Origin of the sequence: Teredinibacter haidensis, assembly GCF_014211975.1 — a bacterium.
GTDB lineage: Bacteria > Pseudomonadota > Gammaproteobacteria > Pseudomonadales > Cellvibrionaceae > Teredinibacter > Teredinibacter haidensis.
Genome location: NZ_CP060084.1, coordinates 1807305 through 1826002, shown reverse-complemented (window position 1 = coordinate 1826002; position 18698 = coordinate 1807305). Strand labels below are relative to the sequence as shown.

Genomic DNA, 18698 nt, shown 5'->3' with positions numbered 1-18698 from the left:
AAGGGATGTAATGCTTAAGCAGTCTGTACCGGATATTCATGGGCGAACGTATCGGCGATACATCCCTCGGGAGGGCATTACACCTACCGAGTTAAGACCCGTTGAAATGCTGGATAATGTTACCGCTTTGCTGTTTATTCGTAAGCTAAGGTACACCGGAAAGCAGCTTGGCTGAATTGGTTATACCTGGCTGAGTTCGAATACACGACTTCACCGAAGTCGAAAATTGGGGGCAAGGAAAATACGGAACGTTTAAATACAACAAAGGGATAGTAATTCGCTAATTAGCCAATATTGGAATCTCTAAAATACACGCAGATGATAGCCGTTGTTGCACTTTGTGCATGCTGTTGAATGGCTTTTATCACCTACGCCAAAATAGACAAAAAATATTTACAGATGTAATTTCATGAAAATAAATAATAAAGTTTTTCCCCTATTAGCAGCAACACTGGCTGTTTCTTTCTTTTCTTTTCCTGCTAGTGCGGGTTTACTGGATTTGCCCGATACCGAAGAGGTTCCCGATTTGGAAGAGGGAACTATGCTATTGGATTTGGATGTTCCCAGCGTGCGAGAACGCGACCCAGACCCTCAGGCCGGGCCGCGTTTGAATGTTCGGGAGTTTCGTGTACAGGGAGTGGTGGAGTATCCTGAACGGGGTATTTCCAGAGGTGAAATTATAAAGCGTGTGGAGGGTGTACGCTTTGACATGATGCAGGAAGGCGAACTGCTTGAATCCGGCTATACCTTGGATGAAATTGCCGAGGTATCTGATTTGATTGGCGATATTGAAGAAGAAACGAAAGATGAGCACGTAGGGCCGGTGGATGTACAGCGCTTGGTTTTTCTAATTCGAGAGCAGCGGCGCAAACGTGGTATTACCCTTGGAATGATCGAGCAGGTGGCCGATGCCATTACTCGCTACTACCGCGAGCGGGGTTTTATTCTCGCTAAGGCCTATATTCCTGAACAGCAGGTACGTGACGGCATTGTTACGTTAACGTTACTGCTGGGGGAGTTGGGCGAAGTTGAAGTGCAAAATAAAAAACGTTATCGCGAATCAATTATTGAGCGTACCTTTAAAAGTGCAATGGGCGAACCAATTGCCAGTGCAGATATTGAAGAGCGCTTGTATTTAGTGAACGATCTTCCCGGCCTCTCGGCACAAGGTTATTTTCAGCCCGGATCTCAGGTGGGTGATACCAAACTGAATGTCAATATTACGGCCGAAGATTGGTGGGATGCGAATATGCGTATCGATAATCACGGTTCACAAGGGACCGGCGAACACCGTTTGTATATGGATGGATATCTAAACAATCCTTTTAGTATCGCAGACCAGCTTCAGCTAAGTGTATTGAGTACAGGTAGCGGCGATAAAAGTACTAACTATGGTTCGCTGCGCTATCAAACGAGTATTTTACACCCGCGTACACGCTTTTATTTTGGCGCCTCTAAAAACGAATTTATTCTGGATAAATCGGTTATTGAAACATTGGGTATTAGTGGTGATTCTTTAACCGCTGATGTGGGGCTTACTTACAAAATAAAACGCGGGCGTGTCGCTAACCATGCCATCGATTTTAATGTAGCCAATATCGAAACTTCGATAACGACTCGTACTATTGGCTCCGACTCTGAAGGGGCTCCTACAGAGGATAAACTGAGAAATTACACCTTTTCGTATAATTTTGACCGCCTGCGGGAGCGCCAACGAACATTGCATCAAGCCAGTTTTCAGCTGGTATACACTGATATTGTCGATACTGGTGGGAATACTTTGGGTGTAAGTGGCCAAGAAAAAGAGAAGGCTGCCGGCTATTTTAATTTCGATTATTCGCGTCTGGCTTTTTGGAAACTACCGTTTACCGAAACAGAAACGCGATTGGTTTCACGAGTGTCGGGCCGTTATACCGGAGAGTCGGCTGTTTCGGCAAACCAGTATTCGCTTGCAGGGCCAACCAAAGCAAGGGGGTTTGAGGTCAACCGTTTTTATGCCGACGATGCTTTTTATACCGGCGTGGATTGGATGTTTAACGGCCCCGGATTCAGCAAAGTTAATGTCGGCGGAAAAAAACTCAGTGATATTATTCAGCCGTACATTTTCCTAGATGCAGCTTGGGGGTATAAGAACCCACTGCAAGAGGACGGTTCCGATGCAACGACTGCGACCTTGGCCGATATCGGCTTTGGCGTTTCGTTTAAATTAAAAGGTGTGCGGGCCAATTTTCTGATTGCAAACCCCGTTCACTCCAAAGATCATACAACTTCTTTGGCTGACGCAAATAATACTGTTAATAGTGGTGATGCAACAGAAGACGAAGACGATGGCATTAATTTTTTCTTTGATTTACAGTACAGCTTTTAGGGGGCCTTTCCTTAATCTTAGGCAGGTTCTGCACGAGCCCAAAAAGCATTTATTGGTCGGGTGAGCGAATTTTTAGGTAGCCCTTATTAAGAGTGCAGCGTAGATAGCGGTTGTTTTTGCCTGAACATAATTTGATTCGATCAGAGCTTCCTTCTGAATAGAGCGTTGGTGACGCAATAAATTATGCACGAAAAATCGATTATAACTATTTCTGATATTGGCATGATAACGCCAGTTGGACAAAACGCAGAGATGACAGCTGCCTCCGTAAGGGCTGGCATTAGCTCAGTGCAAGAGACGGAGCATTTTGATATCGATGGCGACCCCATAAAAATGGCGCTGGTACCAGAAGAGGCTTTTGACGTTGATTTGGAATATCTATCTGCTGTCGCTTCATTGTCTGCTTTCCAGGTTCGATTGTTACAACTGGTCTGCGCAGCTTTTCCCTGCCCGCCGAACTGGGCCTTAGACGGGAGTGTTCCCGTCTTTATTGCCGGTCCGGAGCCTCTAGGCTCTGAGTCACCGGCGATTAATACATTATTTTTGCAAGTGTTATCGCAACTTACTAAAATTCAATTTGATGCTAAAAATAGTCGTTGCTTTAATGCTGGTCGCGCAGGAGGTGTTTATGCCGTTGGTGCTGCAAAGAAATACCTAGAGATGAACCAAGATTGCTATGCATTGGTTTTGGGGGTCGATACCTTTTATGATTTGGATATTGCCGAGCACTATTTAGCCGAAGGCCGATTATTAACTCTTGGGTCGATGAGGGGGTTTATACCCGGAGAGGCAGCAGGATTTCTAGGTTTGTGTGCAGCTACAGAAATGATTCCCGGAGCAATTATTTTATCTGAAGTGGGGTTGAGCCAGGAAGCGGGTAATATCTTGAGTGATCAGCCGTATCGTGGAGATGGCCTGAGCTCTGCGTTTCAATCAGCTCTAGTAGAGGCGCGCCCAAATGAAATTGTTGAAATTTTTAGCTCGATGAATGGTGAAGCTTATTGGGCGAAGGAGCTTGGCGTGGCAAGAACACGCAGCCATCAATATTTTCATGAAAATTGCTTTGTTCATCATCCCGCGGACTGTTACGGTGATATTGGCGCAGCAAGTAGTCTTGTTCAGGCGGGGCTTGCGTATTCTAATATGCCCGAAAAGGGAGGTACGCTGATATACAGCTCTTCTGATTCAGCGTATCGAGGGGCGTTTTACCTTCGCTCAAACCATGGTGGAGGATTATGACGAATATTGGTGAAGGTGTAGTTGTTACATCGATTAAGGATGCTAAGCCTGGAGAGTTAAGTGTCGAGGTTCTTGATTCTTGTGAAAACGAGGCGATTGACGGAGTGGTTGTTTCAATAGGACCGGATAAGAAAAACACCGACAGCTCTGGTGAAGTGACGTTTAGTAAAATACCAGAAGGTGTGGTTGGTGTGCGAGTACAGAAGCATTTTGAGGAAGCAGATTACTCAAAATTTGTTGTCCACTACCCGAGAATAACTCGGGATTTTGAAGCTAAAGCCTCCGCACAGACTTCCGCGGATATCAAAGCGGGTGGTAAAACAAAGGTAACTATTATCTTGGATACCTATACAGTTCTAGATGATATAGTGTTTCATCGGCGGCACATAGATATTGGTGGGGAAGATAAGTACGGGCATTGGTGGACAGTCTTCAATTCAAATTTAAGTTTTGGGTGGTGGCCTAAATACGCTATGAATCACCCGAACAACCGGAGTAGTGAACCGCCAGAAAAACCTTCCAACCTGCCAGCTGGTGCGGACTGGAGAGAGGGTGTAGCCCATAAATTTGAGATGGCAATTTACCGTGCTGCCGTTACTTTATACGAGATAAAGGAAAGCAGTTTGGTGCGAACCTTCAGAGGTGTTGAAGGGGAGCTTAATGGTGTTACTTCATTTGGTGGTGTTGCCGAAAATGGTATTTATATCGATCCGCACCACGGTGGTGGTGACAGTGGTAACGAGCAATTCTCTCCCGTAACGAATGAGTGTACGGATTTGACAAAAATTAATAGCGAGGCCACTCAGCTTGCGACATCTTACAATGGTGGATGGTCTTGGCGGCTCGAGGCTGGAAATCATTGCCATACCTTCCAAAAGGCATTAATAACTCATTTACAATTTGAAAAATTCAAAATAATTAAGTAGGAAGTCATAACGGAAAATCTATGTCCTTTACTAAGATTCAGTTATTTCTGTTCTTGTTTCTTTTGTCTGGAGCGAATGCAATGGATACGTTTTTAGCCGGTGAGTTAAACGGTACAGAGTGCCAAGTGTATTTTTTTAAGGGTTGGACCACGTATAGCCATCCGGTTAAACCTGTCGAGCCAATATCTTTCTCAGAGGCTTTGCAGCGAGGCTCATATTTTCAAGCCAGAATGTGTGGAAGTGATGATAAACAGATATTTACGATGTTTGAAGGTGTTGAGCTTCCAGATGTAGTCCCAGATACGATTAGTAAAGGCGCTTCACTTTTCTTCTATCAAGCAAAATCCGCTTCTGACGGTTCATATGAGGTAGGTTCTCAGATAACTGCGAATGAAACTCTGGATGTCGCTGGATACTATTTGGGAGTGGGGCAGGGAGCGAAGCAATTAATTATTCTTGTTAGGCCAAAAATTAATTTGCGCTATCAGTATTTCTATACGGATTCTGGAGCGTTGCAGAAAGTAGTGATACGCAATAAGCTAGGTAAAGAGAGTGTCTTGAATTATTAGCGGTGTAGATAGCTAAACTCTTCTGTCACCACTAACCACTTTGAAATTTCAACGGCTGTAGGATTGTTGTAGGTTGGAGTATTTTTCAGAAATTATCGTCCCTATCACTATAGTGGTTAGCTTGTTTGTTGGTAGTGAAAAGTTAGGTCTATACTTAGAGAAAAACTCCAAATCACCTCTAATCAAATTTTTAAGGTGAAAAATGTATAGCTATCAAGAAATAATTTCCGGGATTCAATATACCGTCTATTTTTTCTCTTCTTTTTCTGGTCATATTCATCCTTATACGCCGATTAACCCCATAGATGTAGTGGAGGTTAATAGTTGTGTTCGTAAAACTTATTATAAAGCGTGGTATTCAATGCAGGACGAAGGGCCTCGTTTGGATAAGTTACAGAAAATATGGATTATGTCTGAGCCATCAAAAAAGTTAGATTTTAGCCCTGTTAAAGGAGGGAATTACTATTTCGAAGCCGTAAAAACTAATGGTAATTGGGTTTATGGTGAGCAGTTTAAGGTGGAGGATACGTTGACCAATAGTCATTATTATCGCTGTCGTGTTGATAAAGACAACGTTGTTGATCAATGTGACCTGGTATTTACTTCAGTGTTGTGGGAGCACGCCTACGTTTATTCTCCTGGTGGAGCTTTGGTTTCTACGGATAGTCAAGTTAAACCGATACCAGATCGAATCGAATAGCCTTTTTCCCGCTTAAATCCAGGTTTTTTAGTGAGCGCAAAAAGGGTGGGTGGTGTTTGGTGAAGTGAATGAATTATTTTTTGTTGTTGTTTTACTGGTAGCTAATTCAATGGATACGTTTTTAACCGGAGAGTTAAACGGTACAGAGTGCCAAGTCTATTTTTTTAAAGGTTGGACCACGTATAGCCATCCGGTTAAACCTATCGAGCCAATATCTTTTTCAGCCGCTCTGCAGCGAGGCTCTTATTTTCAAGCCAGAATGTGTGGAAGTGATAATAAACAGATGTTTACGATGTTTGAGGGCGTTGAGCTGGTAGATGTAGTTCCAGATACGATTAGTAAAGACGCTTCACTTTTCTTCTATCAAGCAAAATCTGTTTCTGACGGCTCATATGAGGTCGGTGCTCAGATAACTGCCAATGAAACGCTGAATGTAGCTGAATACTATTTGGGAGTGGAGCAGAGAGACATTCAATCAATTATTTTCGTTAGGCCAAAAATTAACTTGCGCTATCAGTATTTTTATACAGATTCGGGTGCTTTACACAAAGCGGTGATACGCAATAAACTTGGCAAAGAGAGCGTCTTAAAATATTAGTGGTGTAAATAGTTAAACTCTTTTCTCTCTCCCAACCTACGTTGAAATTGTAACGGCCTTAGGGTAGGCTTCAGAAATTATCGTCCGTATCGCTAAGCGGTTAGCTTGTTTGAGAACACGCAGGAGCTGTTGGCAGTGGATGCGGACGTGGCGATCGCCAGTCTTACATTTTTCAACCAGCGGCTAGCGGTATAAATTTGAGAGTGTTTCTAGTTGCCTGATGAAATTAGTACTGGTTTTTGTTTGAACGTGTTGAATCCCCAGTGTTGTATATCATTACGATTAAAAAGTGGGGGTTCGCTTTGCTTACCCCAACCGGCCTGTCTCAAAAATCCATAATCGCGTCAAAGGCCTTTTTAGGCTTGTGTTCGCTATCAAACAGCAGAGGGAAATCGGCTCTGCCCGAATCGAATTCCGACAACCAAGTATTATCGTCGGCAATGCCCCATAAGGTTACGCTGGTAATGGCATCGCTGTTGCGGCGAAACATTTCAAAAAAGGCGGCGTAGCGTTCCGCCTGCTTGACCTTTAGCTCTTCGGGTATATTGCCAGCGGTATAAAAATCCTTTTCCTCGTACTTGTTACCGCCAATATAAATGGATACATCCATTTCAGTGATGTGCACTTCCAGGCCGAGTGAGGCGTAGAGTTGAATTGCTTGTTCCAGATTGGCAATGGTTTGCTGGTAAGACTGGTGCGCAGGGTTTAGCGAGCGTTCGGTATTGACATGGCACTGTAATCCGACCCCGTGAACGGGCACACCTTTTTCGACCAATCCCTTTAGCATCTCGTAAATAGCTTGTCGGCGTTCGGGAATGTAGTTGTAGTAGTCGTTATAAAACAGTTTGGCTTGGGGGTCGGCTTGATGTGCAGTTTTAAACGCCTCTGCGATGTAGTCTTCACCTGTAATGCCATACCACCAGCTCTTCTGGTCATCGGCTTGTTCCTTTTCGGTGCGGAATGCGCCGTTGTCCATAATGGATTCGTTAACGACATCCCAGGCATCTACACGGCCTTTAAAGTGGTTAACTACCGTGGCGATATGGTTGTTCATTTTTGCTAATAAGTCTTCTTTGCTGCTGGGTTCACCTTCAGCATTGTGGAATAACCAGTCTGGGCTCTGGCGGTGCCAGACCAGCGCGTGACCCCGAACGGTCATGCCGTTGGCTTTGGCGAAATCGACCATTTTGTCGGCTGTTTCGAAGGTGAATTCTCCTTCTACATTCTGCAGTAGCTCAAACTTTATTTCGTTTTCAGTGGTCATGCTACTGAAGTGGGTTTTTAGGATGTCCGCGTGCGTGATATAGGAGCCGGAATCGGCGGTGGCGCCCACCAAGAAGTGATCTGCATACTTTTGTTTCAGTGATGCGTTCGAAGGCAGGGTATTGCCGGTCGTCGATGTATTGTTCGACGGTATAAATGGGTTGCTGCTACAACCGAAGATAGCGAGAGGGAGCGCAAGAGCAATGGCGTGTAAGATTTTATTAGAGTGCATTACGCTGGTTTCCTTGGATATTAATATCTGTGTAGTCAAATAGACTATAAGTATACAGGATCGGTGATGTATTGGGCGTTAGTTGTACAGAATTCAATTTCGTGGCCAGGACAAGACCACTATCACTCAAATTTATGGTGTAATAGAGGCTCTTTGATTCCGTATTACAAAGGCTTCAGAGGGATTTTGGCTATTGCTCGCGTCGAGCGCTACGGCATCCCCCATTGATTTGACTAATGTCAGCACAGGGGCGCCGCGTGGGAGTAGACTGTCATTCAAGGTAACCCCACGTCGTAACTAATTGGCATGACAACACCACTCAATACATCCTCCACTACAGTATCTCCGTTGGTTTCGGGATTGAACAATCTCCTTCACCAGCTGAAATTGTGTCGCTTTCGTAGCCATACACTGGTTCGTGTCGATACGCCAATCCTGCCAGTGGATCTGTTACTACTGCTGGCATCAGTTAATTCTCCTGATCGTAGTTATTTTTCCCATAGAGACCAGTCGTTCAGTGTTGCCGGGCTAGGTATAGCCGTGGAATTAGAGGCTGCCAAGCCTTCGGCTATGGCAGATCTACTTGCTGAAGCTGAGCGACAAGTGAGTGGAAGCGAAGCCGTGTGGATTGGTGGTTGTGCGTTTAATGGCCGCTCGGGTACACACCAGTGGCAGGGTTTTCCCGGTGCGCGATTTGTTTTGCCCTTAGTTGAGGTTCGGCAGGAGCGTGGCAAATATAGCCTGGCGATAAACCTTTACGTAGAAAGCTTTGGTCAATGGCAAAAACAGCTTTTAGCGATTCATACGCTGCTGCGCTCGCTGTGTCAGCAACAACCGACTGTGAGTGGTGGCGTTGTTGTTGAGAAACGGCACAACAGTGTGAACCCTCGCCTGTGGCGCGAGCAGGTTCAAGAAGCCTTGACGCGCATCGACGCTGGCGAGCTAAAAAAAGTGGTATTGGCTCGTGAAGTTGAGTTGGAGCTGGCGGGCTCGGCGAATCCGTTCTTGGCTTTAAAGGCTTTGCAGCAGAGTAATCCCTGTTGTTATAGCTTTGCCATTGAAAAGCAGGACAAGCTGTTTTTTGGGTGCAGCCCAGAGCGGCTTTTTCACCGTCGGGGTCGAGTATTGCACACCGAAGCCCTTGCGGGCACAGTGAAGCGAGGGCTTAACCCTGAAGAAGATTTGGTGTTGGAGCAAACGCTACTGCATGATCCTAAACTGGTTTTGGAGCATGAACTGGTCGCTAAGGCTATCGAAGAGAGCTTGCAGCCACTCGCCTTGCATTTGTTTGAGCGTGAACCGGTAGAAGTGGTTAAACTCGGTAAAATTCAGCATCGTTATCAAGCCCTGCGCGCAGCAATCGATGCTGCCATCACCAATAATGAGCTTTACCAAAGCTTACACCCAACCCCTGCAATTTGTGGCTATCCCTGTGCGCAGGCGCAGGCGCTTATCAATGAAATAGAGCAGGCGGGACGCGGTTGGTATAGTGGTAATGTGGGGCTTATCGGTGATGGATATTGTGAGTTCAGTGTGGCGATTCGCTCTGCTCTCAGCGATCAGAATCGTTTGTGGCTGTATTCGGGCGTGGGTATTGTTGAAGGTTCCGATGCCGATGAGGAGTGGCTCGAGCTGGAAAGTAAGTTGGAATCTATGCTGCAGGCATTGGGGAACAACGCACTAGCGTTAAACTGCAATGCTTAACGCCGTATTTGCTGGCAATATTATCGGCACCCTCTACCAACAGGGGGTACGCCATATTGGTATAGCGCCAGGCAGCCGAAGTGCCCCACTAGCTCTGGCCGCGTTCTATGCGAAGGAAAAATTTCCCGATATAAAGCTACATACGCACTTTGATGAGCGTGGCCTTGCTTTTTACGCGCTCAACCTCGCGCGCGTAACAAACTCGCCGGTTGTTGTAATTACCACCTCGGGTACAGCCGTCGCTAATCTTTATCCCGCTGTTATTGAAGCTTACGAAACTCATACCCCTTTATGGGTGGTGTCTGCCGACCGCCCGGATCGGCTCTTGGGTTGTGGTGCCAATCAGGCTGTTCAACAAAAGGCGCTTTTTGGACACAATGTTTTACGCAGTTTTAACTTTGTGGCCGAACATAATAATTGGCCGCAAGCGCTTCAATCTATGGGGGAGCTTAAAGGGCCTGTACAGATTAATTGCCAGTTCGATGAACCGCTATATGGTGGCAGCCGAGAAGACTATTTACAGGCGCTAACGGTCGCTGAGCCCGGTATTGATAAGCCGAAAGCCCGTGTGTTTGAGGTCGATTTGCGTTCAGTTGTGCAAAACAATGATTCCATCATTATTGTTTTAGGTTCATTGACGGTGGCGCAGGCGGATGTGTTAAGGCCTTGGATTTCGCAACTGAATTGTTTAGTTATTGCCGATATTGCCAGTCAATTTCGATTTAGTGATGCTACCAACATAATAAGCCATGCAGATTTATTACTGTTATCCGATACCGTGTTTCAGCTGCTGCAACCGGCTTGTGTGCTGCAGCTGGGTGGGCGCATTGTCAGTAAGCGTATTCATCAGTGGTTGGAAAATAGGGCTGGCGACTATTGGTTGCTGGAGGAAGATGGAAAAGCGTTAGACCCAAGCCACAGGGCAAAACAGCTGCAGCTTAACTTTAGTGATCTGGAAATACAGCTGGAACCGCAGGCTCTGACTTATCCAGAGAGCGACGCTCTGCTTGAAATGAACGCGCGAATAGAGCGAGAAGTTGAACGTTTACTCTGCGACCAATGGAGCGAAGCGGCTGTCTGTCATCAGCTGATTAACCACTGTCTGGATAATACGGCATTACTCGCTGCCAATAGCTTAAGTGTTCGCATGCTGGACTCATATGCCAGCGGCCACCAACCGACATTGAAGGTCTTCACCAATCGAGGCGCCAGCGGTATTGACGGTTTAATTGCTAGCGCCGCAGCCTTGGCCTGGGGAGAGTGTCGGCAGGTTGTCCTGGTTATTGGTGATACAGCCTTTTTACACGACTTAAACAGTCTGGCGCTGCTGGCAAAGCTACCATGCCCAGTCAAAATACTATTGCTGAACAATCATGGCGGCCAGATTTTTGGGCTATTAGATGCTGGGAAGGAAGAGGCTTTCAGCGATCTGTTCGTTATGCCCCATCAGCTCAAATTTGAGAAAGTAAGCCAGCAATTTGGTTTAGCGTATTTTTCTGCAAGAACGACGGTCGAATATCGTGAAAGCTTGTCTCGTTGGTTGCTGGCAGACCATTCTGCTATTTTAGAATGCGAAATTGAGGCTGGCTCTGTCGCCTTGATAACACAGAACCTGGAAGCTCTGGCGGCCGCCCTGTGAGTGAGCGTCAAACGCTGGTCTTGATTCCCGGTTTTATGGGGCAGGAATCGGATTTTGATGCTTTAATCAATGCTCTTCCCAAGACGATACAGCCTATTGTTTTACCGCTGCCGCCGGTGAATGATGGTCCCGAAGTGTTTGACGCAGGTATTGCACATTGGTTTTACGATATTCGTAAACAGTTGCCGGAACACTTCTATTTATTCGGGTATTCTTTGGGTGGGCGAATTGCCATGGCGTTGGTGAGCTTGTTAAAAAAGAACGAACCGAAAACGGTGCAAGGCTTATTTCTCGAAAGTGCTCATCCCGGATTGGAAACCGACGATGAACGCAAGGCGAGGTTGCATCACGACCGCCAATGGGCTTATGCCTTTGAGTGCGAAAGTTTGCAAGAGGTGCTGTTGCGTTGGTATAAACAACCTGTTTTTTCTGATGTAAGCTTGGAACAACAACGCACTTTGATCCATTCAAAAAAAAATATGTCGGGGAAATATCTTGCTCGGCAACTGATGCACTTTAGTTTGGGGACGCAACCGAACTACAGAGAGTGCTTACGACATGCGGCTTGTCCGGTTTATTATTTTTCTGGTCGTGACGATAAAAAATTTACCGATATTGGTACTGGCCTTCGTGGTATTAATTCCATCGTGGTCGAAGGGTGTGGTCACAATATCCATTTTCAGAATCCAGCATGGATGGCTGGAGAAATAAGTAAAATATTAAGTGAGCAAGAAATATTATGAGCGATCCCACAAAGAGTTCTATTAAACCAGCTCTGGATTGGCAGAATGTAGGTGAACACTACACCGATATTTTGTACTACAAGGCCGAAGGTATAGCAAAAATAACCATTAACCGCCCGGAAGTTCGCAACGCTTTTCGCCCAAAAACGATTATGGAAATTCGGGCGGCGCTGTCCGATGCCCGTTTCGATGAAAATGTCGGTGTTATTTTATTAGCGGGGCAGGGCGATCTTGCTTTCTGTTCTGGAGGTGATCAGCGGGTACGCGGAGACTCAGGTTACCAGGACGATAGTGGCACGCACCATTTGAATGTGCTGGATTTACAGAAGGAAATCCGTTCGGTACCTAAACCCGTTATTGCCATGGTTGCGGGGTATGCCATTGGTGGCGGGCATGTCTTACATTTAGTGTGTGATATTACTATCGCGTCAGAGAATGCACGTTTTGGCCAGACGGGACCAAAAGTGGGGTCGTTTGATGGTGGCTTTGGTGCCAGCTATATGGCTAGTTTAATCGGCCCGAAAAAAGCCAAAGAAATCTGGTTTATGTGTCGCCAGTACAATGCACAGGAAGCATTGGATATGGGCCTGGTTAATACGGTTGTTCCCATTGCAAACTTGGAAATTGAAACGGTACAGTGGGCAAAAGAAATGCTGGTGCAGTCGCCCATTTCGTTGCGCGTTCTAAAATCTGCCTTTAATGCCGGCTTCGATGGACAGGCAGGTATTCAGGAGTTGGCCGGGAATGCGACCATGCTCTTCTATATGACAGAAGAGGGGCAGGAAGGTCGCAATGCGTATTTGGAAAAGCGTAAACCTGATTTTTCCAAATTTAAACGTCAGCCCTGATTGTGGTACAGCGATTACAAAAACTGGAGTTGTATCGCTACCTTGTACCGTTTAGGCAGCCCCTGCGATTGTCGGAAAATACGCTTTCCTGTAGAGAGGTTCTATTGCTTAAATGGCAAGTGGAATCTCTCAGCGTTTGGACAGAGGTGGCGCCACTTCCCGGTTATAGCCAGGAAAATCTAAGTGAATGCCGCGTACAGATCGTTGATTTTTTTAAGCGCGAAGGTGTTCGATCTTTAGATGTATTAAATTCCGCTATTGATAATGCCGAGCATTTGTATCCCTCAGTTGAGTTTGGCTTACGCTCCGTAAATCATGTGTTATCGGCTCCGTCTTTACCTGCCCCCCCAATTTGCACCTTGCTAACGGATGGTGATACTTCTTTCGAGGGTAATCCTGTTTGTGTGAAGCTTAAAGTGGGTTTGGGAAAGTTGAGTGATGACATTAAAAAAATACAGCAGTTGTGCGCGAATAATACCTTTACCGGGAAATTAAGATTGGACGCCAATCAGCAGTGGCTTCCAGAGGATATTGAGCTGCTGAGCAGGGCTATTGATTGTCAACGAATTGAATGGCTGGAAGATCCTTTAGCCGAGCAGGAGGGTTATCGTCATTGGCAGGAATTTAGCACGATACCGTTTGCCTACGATGAGACACTTTATCAGCATACTGAATTCCCTCCTGCAAACCCGAATCTGGTTGCGCTTGTCCTGAAACCTTCGTTGCTGGGGTATGGGCGGGTAGAACAGCTTGTGCAGTGGGCACAGAGCCAAGATTGCGGTGTTGTGCTAAGCAGCGCTTTCGAGTCTCCAACGGGAATGCGAGCGCTATATGACTTGGCCCAGAGCTGGGCACCGGGGCAGGTGCATGGGCTAGACACCCTTAAGTATTTCCCCGCACCTTTCAGGGTTGGAAGGCAAAAAGAAGCACTGTTCAAAGAGATGGATTTAATTGAATGATGGCGTGCCCAGTAAAAAGTTCAGCAATATTAAAACCCGACCGTATTTTTATATGGCAGAGTACGATCTCGATTACTTTTGCGGAATTTGAACAGCGAGTGATGATCGCCTCTGAAAAATTGCTTAGTGATGGTATTCAGCCGGGAGATCGCTTACTTATCCCAGTCGAAAAAAATGGGAAAAGTCTGGAGAAATTGTTTGCCTGTATTCGCATCGGTGCGGTAGCAATTCCCATTGATAATCATTTGCCAGAACAAAGAATAAGCGTGTTAAAGAAATCCTTCTCGACAAAAGTGTTAAACCAGGCTTCCACGGATAATCGGAATTCCGGTGGGGCTAGTCCTCGGTGCCTCGATAACGACGCCGCTGTTTTAGGTATCTTTACCTCTGGTTCCAGTGGAACGCCGAAGCTGGTTTTTCACAGCTTTCCAAGCCTTCTGAACAATGCCCGCGCGAGCAATCGTCGCATCCCTCTAGTCTATCCAGACAAAACCCTGCTCAGTTTACCGCTCTACCATATCGGAGGTTTAGCTCAGGTGTTTCGTGCATTGCTGTCACAGACAACGTTGGTGGTGGACGGTGTTGTCGAAGATCCTTATGTATTAAATCAGCAGGCCATTACGCACACATCTATGGTTGCCACCCAGTTACAACGCCTGCTGGCCTGCAATGCAGCGCTTCCTAACTTGAAAGCAGTATTGCTTGGCGGTGGGCCATGTCCTAAGGCGCTTATTGATCTAGCCAGAGGAAAAAATTACCCGATCTGGAAAACCTACGGTATGACGGAAAATGCCTCTCAGCTTATTACCGAATCTCCATCCGGCGAACAGGAAGTCTTGGAAGGTAGTGAAATTACCCTGGCCGAGTCTGGTGAATTATTGGTTAAGGGGGGTAGCCTCTTTCTCGGATATTGGTGTGATGGTAAATTGGATACTGCTCGGGATTCCGGCGGGTGGTTTCATTCGGGGGATATGGCGAAGTACATTGGTGGAAAATTGATTATTGACGGCCGCCTGGATAATCAATTTATCAGTGGCGGTAAAAATATTCAGCCGGAGGAGGTTGAGCAGAATTTGATAACGCTGGATATTATTGAAACGGCTATTGTGGTTCCGGTCGCGCATTCGGAATTTGGTTTTACGCCGTTCGCTTTTGTGGGATTAAAACACAGTGCCGAGCTGGATGATAAAGCTAAGGAATCTATTATCGATGAGCTTAAAGGGGTATTGCCGGGTTTTCTGGTGCCGCGTTATTATGCTGAGCTGCCTTCATTTGAAGGTTTAAAACCGAAACGACAAGATTTAAAGGTACTTGCAAAAAATTTACAGGAAAAGCGAATATGAGTCTTTGGAAAAAACAAGCAACGCCGGAGCAGTTAAACCAATTCGCTCAAAATACTTTGGTTGATCATCTGCAAATTAAAATTACAGAGATAGCAGAAAAATCTATTACAGCCACAATGCCTGTGGAGGATTTTACCCGGCAGCCTATGGGGTTTTTACATGGTGGTGCTTCTGCGGTATTGGCTGAGACATTGGGAAGCATAGCTGCACATTTAGCGGCAGAAGAAGGCACGATTAGTTTTGGCGTTGAGCTGAATGCTAATCACCTGCGCTCGGTAAAAGATGGAGTGGTGACGGCTGTGGCGGAACCCCTTCGTATCGGTTCCAGTTTACAGGTGTGGGACATTAAAATAAGCGACGAACGCAAAGAGTTGGTTTGCGTATCGCGTTTGACGGTTGCGGTAAAACCCCCGCGCTAGGATGTATAGACTTCCACGCAATTACGACCTTTAAATTTTGCTTGATAAAGCGCACTATCGGCCCGTTTAAATACACTTTTAAAATTTTCTTCTGCGTTGGCGATGGCGATGCCAATACTAGCGGTGATGTGAATTGGCGGGTCTGTTTTAAACTCTGTATTTGAAATTTCTTGACAAATATCTTCTGCAGCGGCCTGTGCTTTTTGTAAATTAGTAGTTTTAAGTAGCACGACAAATTCTTCTCCCCCCCAGCGTACCGCAATATCTTCATCGCGAACACAGCCGGTAAGAAGCTCTGCGAACTGTAATAGAACATCGTCACCGGCATCGTGACCGTGTTTATCATTTACGTGTTTGAAATGGTCTATATCTAGAACCAATACTGAGTAATCCGTTAGCCGTTGATTTTTGCCGGGCATTTCATCAATAATTTTACTGAGGCCGCTACGGTTGAGTATTCCGGTCAGTGGATCGATATTTACCAGTTCTTTATATCTTTCTGATTCACGACGAGCTTCTCTTACACGTGCGGAGGAGCGTTTGGCGTGGCTTGACCAGTAGGTCATGCGGACAATGGCTTCCCAGCCAAGAACCAGCATCCAGCCGAAAATAATTGCTAGGTACAGGCTTTCGCGCGATACCCATTCACCCACTAGCTGTATCGATTGCAGTTCGTAGATGTGTTCACCGTAGGAGATTGGGGGCGCAAGATCAATGCCTACAGCGACAACGGAGTTGGCTTCTGGTTGTGAGTATTCACGGGGAATGTCGTATTCGTCCTTCCACCAATCGGCGACATAGAATTCGGATAGCTGAATGTCTATGCTGGTTTGCAGATCGCTAGTTCTAACCGTGACAGACTGAAATTTAGAGAGTTCCAGGTCTTCCGTATCGGCATACGCGATATTCATATTGCGAAAAAACAATCGAATCTTGGAGGATTCTCCGTCGTAGGCCAAACGCAGACGAATACTGGAATAGCGGGAGAAGTCGATTGATTGGTAGGGTTCTCTAGAAAAAACGATTGCAAGCCCACAAACCGGGTAGGTATTGCTTTCAAGTACCGTGCATTTCCATCGGCTACGGCTTTCATCCAGCCAGTCAATGGTGCTTCTTCCTCCATGTTGCTGGTCTGTGTACAGTTCGAAATGATTGCTCTTGATGGGGTGGATGTCGAGTGCTCTTGGGGGTAGGTATCGTTGCCCCAGAACCGCTAGCAGTGTTAGGACGAAAGCGATTATGCGTATTGTATTGAATAGCTTAGGTGTCATAGAGCGATATACAGATTGAAATGCCTGTTGGCCTGTTTTTTATGTTCACGTAATAGCCTAGCAGGCTGCTGAAAAGTATCTGCGTTGCCAGCGCGGCGTTAAAATGGGGTCAAAATGCTCATTTATTCGCTATAAACTTCGCTTTTTTGTCCATTCTTACTTTGCGCTGACGACCTCTTTTACTTTTTCAACAAGCTGCTAGCACTCATACTCCAATTTATTTATTGTTAGAATGATTTATGAGTGCAATAGGCTCCGGTTTGGAACTTGTTTCGTTAATCCGTTCGCGATACAGCGAGTGATCCCCATGCCTGGCTGACGGGCATAACTTCCAAGCTGTTGATATTCACGTGCGCTGGTACGCTGGTGACCCAATATATAATATCAGCGATATCTTTTGCCATTAACGGTTCGGTACTTTTATAAACAGCATTGGCTTTTTGTGTGTTGTGTTTAAATCGAACGTCGGAAAACTCTGTTTCTGCCATGCCCGGACTGATATCGGTTACGCGTATTGGGGTGCCAAGAAGATCCGCTTTTAGCCCTCGGGTAAATTGTTTTACGAAGGCTTTTGTTGCGCCGTAGGTGTTGCCACCGGGATAAGGCCAGCTTCCGGCCGTTGAGGCGATATTAATAATATGGCCTGTGTTACGTTCTACCATCGTAGGCAGTATTCGATGAGTTATTCTTAGCAGCCCAGAGATATTCGTATCAACCATGGTTTGCCAATCGTCTAAATCGGACTTGTTGGCTGGCTCCAGCCCCAATGCCAAGCCTGCATTATTGACTAATATATCAATGTTTTTAAATTGCTCAGGAAGACCCCTTAGGGCTTCGTCGACTGCGAGACCATCTGTAATATCGAGCTGTGCAATATAAATAGAAGTAAGAGATTGGAGTTCGTTCTTAAGTGTTTCTAGGCGTTCCAGGCGACGAGCAAACAATACAAGTGAGTATCCATGTTGGGCAAATTTTCGTGCGCAGGCTTCTCCGAAGCCCGAAGATGCGCCTGTTATCAGAACGGTTTGCGGCATAAAGCCCCCTTTTGCAAGATGTTTATCAGCATACAGTAAATTGAGTGAAAATTTGTTGGAAAAAGCCCGTTATTGAAAACGGGCTTTTGAGGGAGGGATTAATTGGTGGCTAGCCACTTCTCCAAATCATCTGCAGTACCGATATGCTTCCCATCTATAAAGACCTGAGGTGTGGTTCCTTGGCCAGTAACGGCGGTCAGAGAGCTGTAGCTTATGCCGTTGTCACCGAGTGTAATTTCTTCGTACTTATATTGCTTCTCTGTAAGCGCAACTTTTGCACGGGAGCAGTGTGGGCAACCGGGTTTACTAAAAAGTGTTACACGTTTGGGTAGCTCGGCACTTGCGTTAATGTAGTTGAGCATGGTGTCGGCATCACTCACTTCAAAGGGGTCGCCGGGCTTGTTGGGTTCGATAAACATTTTTTCAATTGTGCCATCTTTTACTAGCATGGAGTAACGCCAGGAGCGTTTCCCGAAACCTAGATCGAGCTTGTCGACAAGCATGCCCATGCCTTGGCTGAAGTCACCATTGCCATCGGGAATAAAGGTAATATTTTCCGCGTGCTGATCGGCGCTCCAGGCATTCATTACAAAGGCATCGTTAACGGACAGGCAGACGATACTATCCACACCTTCTTTGGTAAATACTGGTGCCAGCTCGTTATAGCGTGGCAGGTGGGTCGAAGAGCACGTAGGGGTAAACGCACCGGGCAAGGCAAAGAGCACAACGGTTTTGCCTTTAAAGATATCATCGCTGCTGATGTCTGCCCAAGTATCGCCCTGTCTGGTTTTAAAAACGACGGAGGGGACTGCTTGGCCTTCTTTGTTTTCTAACATTTATAAC

General features: G+C 46.0%; 18 protein-coding genes. 14 read left to right on the top strand and 4 right to left on the bottom strand.

Annotation, left to right across the window (positions count from 1 at the left end):
• The first annotated feature begins 10 nt into the window (after nt 1–10).
• The 7 genes from H5715_RS07170 to H5715_RS07140 all read left to right on the top strand — a co-directional run bounded on the left by H5715_RS07170 (nt 11) and on the right by H5715_RS07140 (nt 6400).
• Entirely contained in the window at nt 11–175 is a 165-nt protein-coding gene (locus H5715_RS07170; protein WP_175574235.1) for a hypothetical protein, read from the top strand.
• Nucleotides 176–409: 234 nt separating this feature from the next.
• The gene (locus H5715_RS07165) at nt 410–2368 is read left to right on the top strand and encodes a ShlB/FhaC/HecB family hemolysin secretion/activation protein (protein ID WP_075184550.1); all 1959 of its coding nucleotides are present in this window, start codon (nt 410–412) and stop codon (nt 2366–2368) included.
• A 183-nt stretch (nt 2369–2551) separates the two neighbouring features.
• A complete protein-coding gene (locus tag H5715_RS07160) occupies nt 2552–3607 on the top strand; it encodes a hypothetical protein (RefSeq protein ID WP_075184551.1) in 1056 nt (351 codons plus the stop codon).
• Nucleotides 3604–4533, top strand: a complete 930-nt coding sequence (locus H5715_RS07155; protein WP_075184552.1) for a hypothetical protein — start codon at nt 3604–3606, stop codon at nt 4531–4533. Before H5715_RS07160 ends, H5715_RS07155 begins: the two co-directional genes overlap by 4 nt.
• Nucleotides 4534–4613: 80 nt before the next feature.
• Nucleotides 4614–5102 carry a hypothetical protein gene (locus H5715_RS07150; protein WP_185906610.1) on the top strand — a complete coding sequence of 163 codons (489 nt, stop codon included), beginning with the start codon at nt 4614–4616 and terminating at the stop codon, nt 5100–5102.
• 202 nt (nt 5103–5304) lie between these two features.
• Nucleotides 5305–5802, top strand: a complete 498-nt coding sequence (locus H5715_RS07145) for a hypothetical protein (protein WP_075184554.1) — start codon at nt 5305–5307, stop codon at nt 5800–5802.
• Between the two features lie 64 nt (nt 5803–5866).
• On the top strand, nt 5867–6400 hold the full coding sequence (locus H5715_RS07140; RefSeq protein WP_139309713.1) for a hypothetical protein: 534 nt from the start codon (nt 5867–5869) through the stop codon (nt 6398–6400).
• A gap of 325 nt (nt 6401–6725) precedes the next feature.
• Here the strand turns inward: H5715_RS07140 and H5715_RS07135 are convergent, their stop codons facing one another.
• Entirely contained in the window at nt 6726–7895 is a 1170-nt protein-coding gene (locus H5715_RS07135) for an endo-1,4-beta-xylanase (protein WP_083607915.1), read from the bottom strand.
• A gap of 306 nt (nt 7896–8201) precedes the next feature.
• On the opposite strand from H5715_RS07135, the gene H5715_RS07130 reads away from it, so the two are divergent.
• The 7 genes from H5715_RS07130 to H5715_RS07100 are packed head-to-tail and all read left to right on the top strand — an operon-like array spanning nt 8202 to nt 15550.
• On the top strand, nt 8202–9599 hold the full coding sequence (locus tag H5715_RS07130) for an isochorismate synthase (RefSeq protein WP_083607916.1): 1398 nt from the start codon (nt 8202–8204) through the stop codon (nt 9597–9599).
• Nucleotides 9592–11238 (top strand): 2-succinyl-5-enolpyruvyl-6-hydroxy-3-cyclohexene-1-carboxylic-acid synthase, encoded by a 1647-nt coding sequence (gene menD, locus H5715_RS07125; protein WP_075184557.1) that lies wholly within the window; start codon nt 9592–9594, stop codon nt 11236–11238. Before H5715_RS07130 ends, menD begins: the two co-directional genes overlap by 8 nt.
• Nucleotides 11235–11981, top strand: coding sequence for an alpha/beta fold hydrolase (locus tag H5715_RS07120; protein ID WP_075184558.1), 747 nt, complete (start codon nt 11235–11237; stop codon nt 11979–11981). Before menD ends, H5715_RS07120 begins: the two co-directional genes overlap by 4 nt.
• Nucleotides 11978–12829, top strand: coding sequence for a 1,4-dihydroxy-2-naphthoyl-CoA synthase (menB, locus tag H5715_RS07115; protein ID WP_075184559.1), 852 nt, complete (start codon nt 11978–11980; stop codon nt 12827–12829). The genes H5715_RS07120 and menB overlap by 4 nt, the downstream gene beginning before the upstream one ends.
• Nucleotides 12830–12831: 2 nt before the next feature.
• The gene (locus H5715_RS07110) at nt 12832–13788 is read left to right on the top strand and encodes an enolase C-terminal domain-like protein (protein WP_343044306.1); all 957 of its coding nucleotides are present in this window, start codon (nt 12832–12834) and stop codon (nt 13786–13788) included.
• On the top strand, nt 13785–15131 hold the full coding sequence (locus tag H5715_RS07105; RefSeq protein WP_075184561.1) for an AMP-binding protein: 1347 nt from the start codon (nt 13785–13787) through the stop codon (nt 15129–15131). Before H5715_RS07110 ends, H5715_RS07105 begins: the two co-directional genes overlap by 4 nt.
• Nucleotides 15128–15550 (top strand): hotdog fold thioesterase, encoded by a 423-nt coding sequence (locus tag H5715_RS07100; protein WP_075184562.1) that lies wholly within the window; start codon nt 15128–15130, stop codon nt 15548–15550. The genes H5715_RS07105 and H5715_RS07100 overlap by 4 nt, the downstream gene beginning before the upstream one ends.
• Here H5715_RS07100 and H5715_RS07095 read toward each other — a convergent pair.
• From H5715_RS07095 to H5715_RS07085, 3 genes are all read right to left on the bottom strand, one after another.
• A complete protein-coding gene (locus H5715_RS07095; RefSeq protein ID WP_075184563.1) occupies nt 15547–16821 on the bottom strand; it encodes a GGDEF domain-containing protein in 1275 nt (424 codons plus the stop codon). The two genes, H5715_RS07100 and H5715_RS07095, sit on opposite strands and share 4 nt — an antisense overlap.
• 275 nt (nt 16822–17096) lie before the next feature.
• On the bottom strand, nt 17097–17855 hold the full coding sequence (locus H5715_RS07090; RefSeq protein WP_075184564.1) for an SDR family oxidoreductase: 759 nt from the start codon (nt 17853–17855) through the stop codon (nt 17097–17099).
• Between the two features lie 98 nt (nt 17856–17953).
• Entirely contained in the window at nt 17954–18691 is a 738-nt protein-coding gene (locus H5715_RS07085; RefSeq protein ID WP_075184565.1) for a glutathione peroxidase, read from the bottom strand.
• Nucleotides 18692–18698 lie beyond the last annotated feature (7 nt).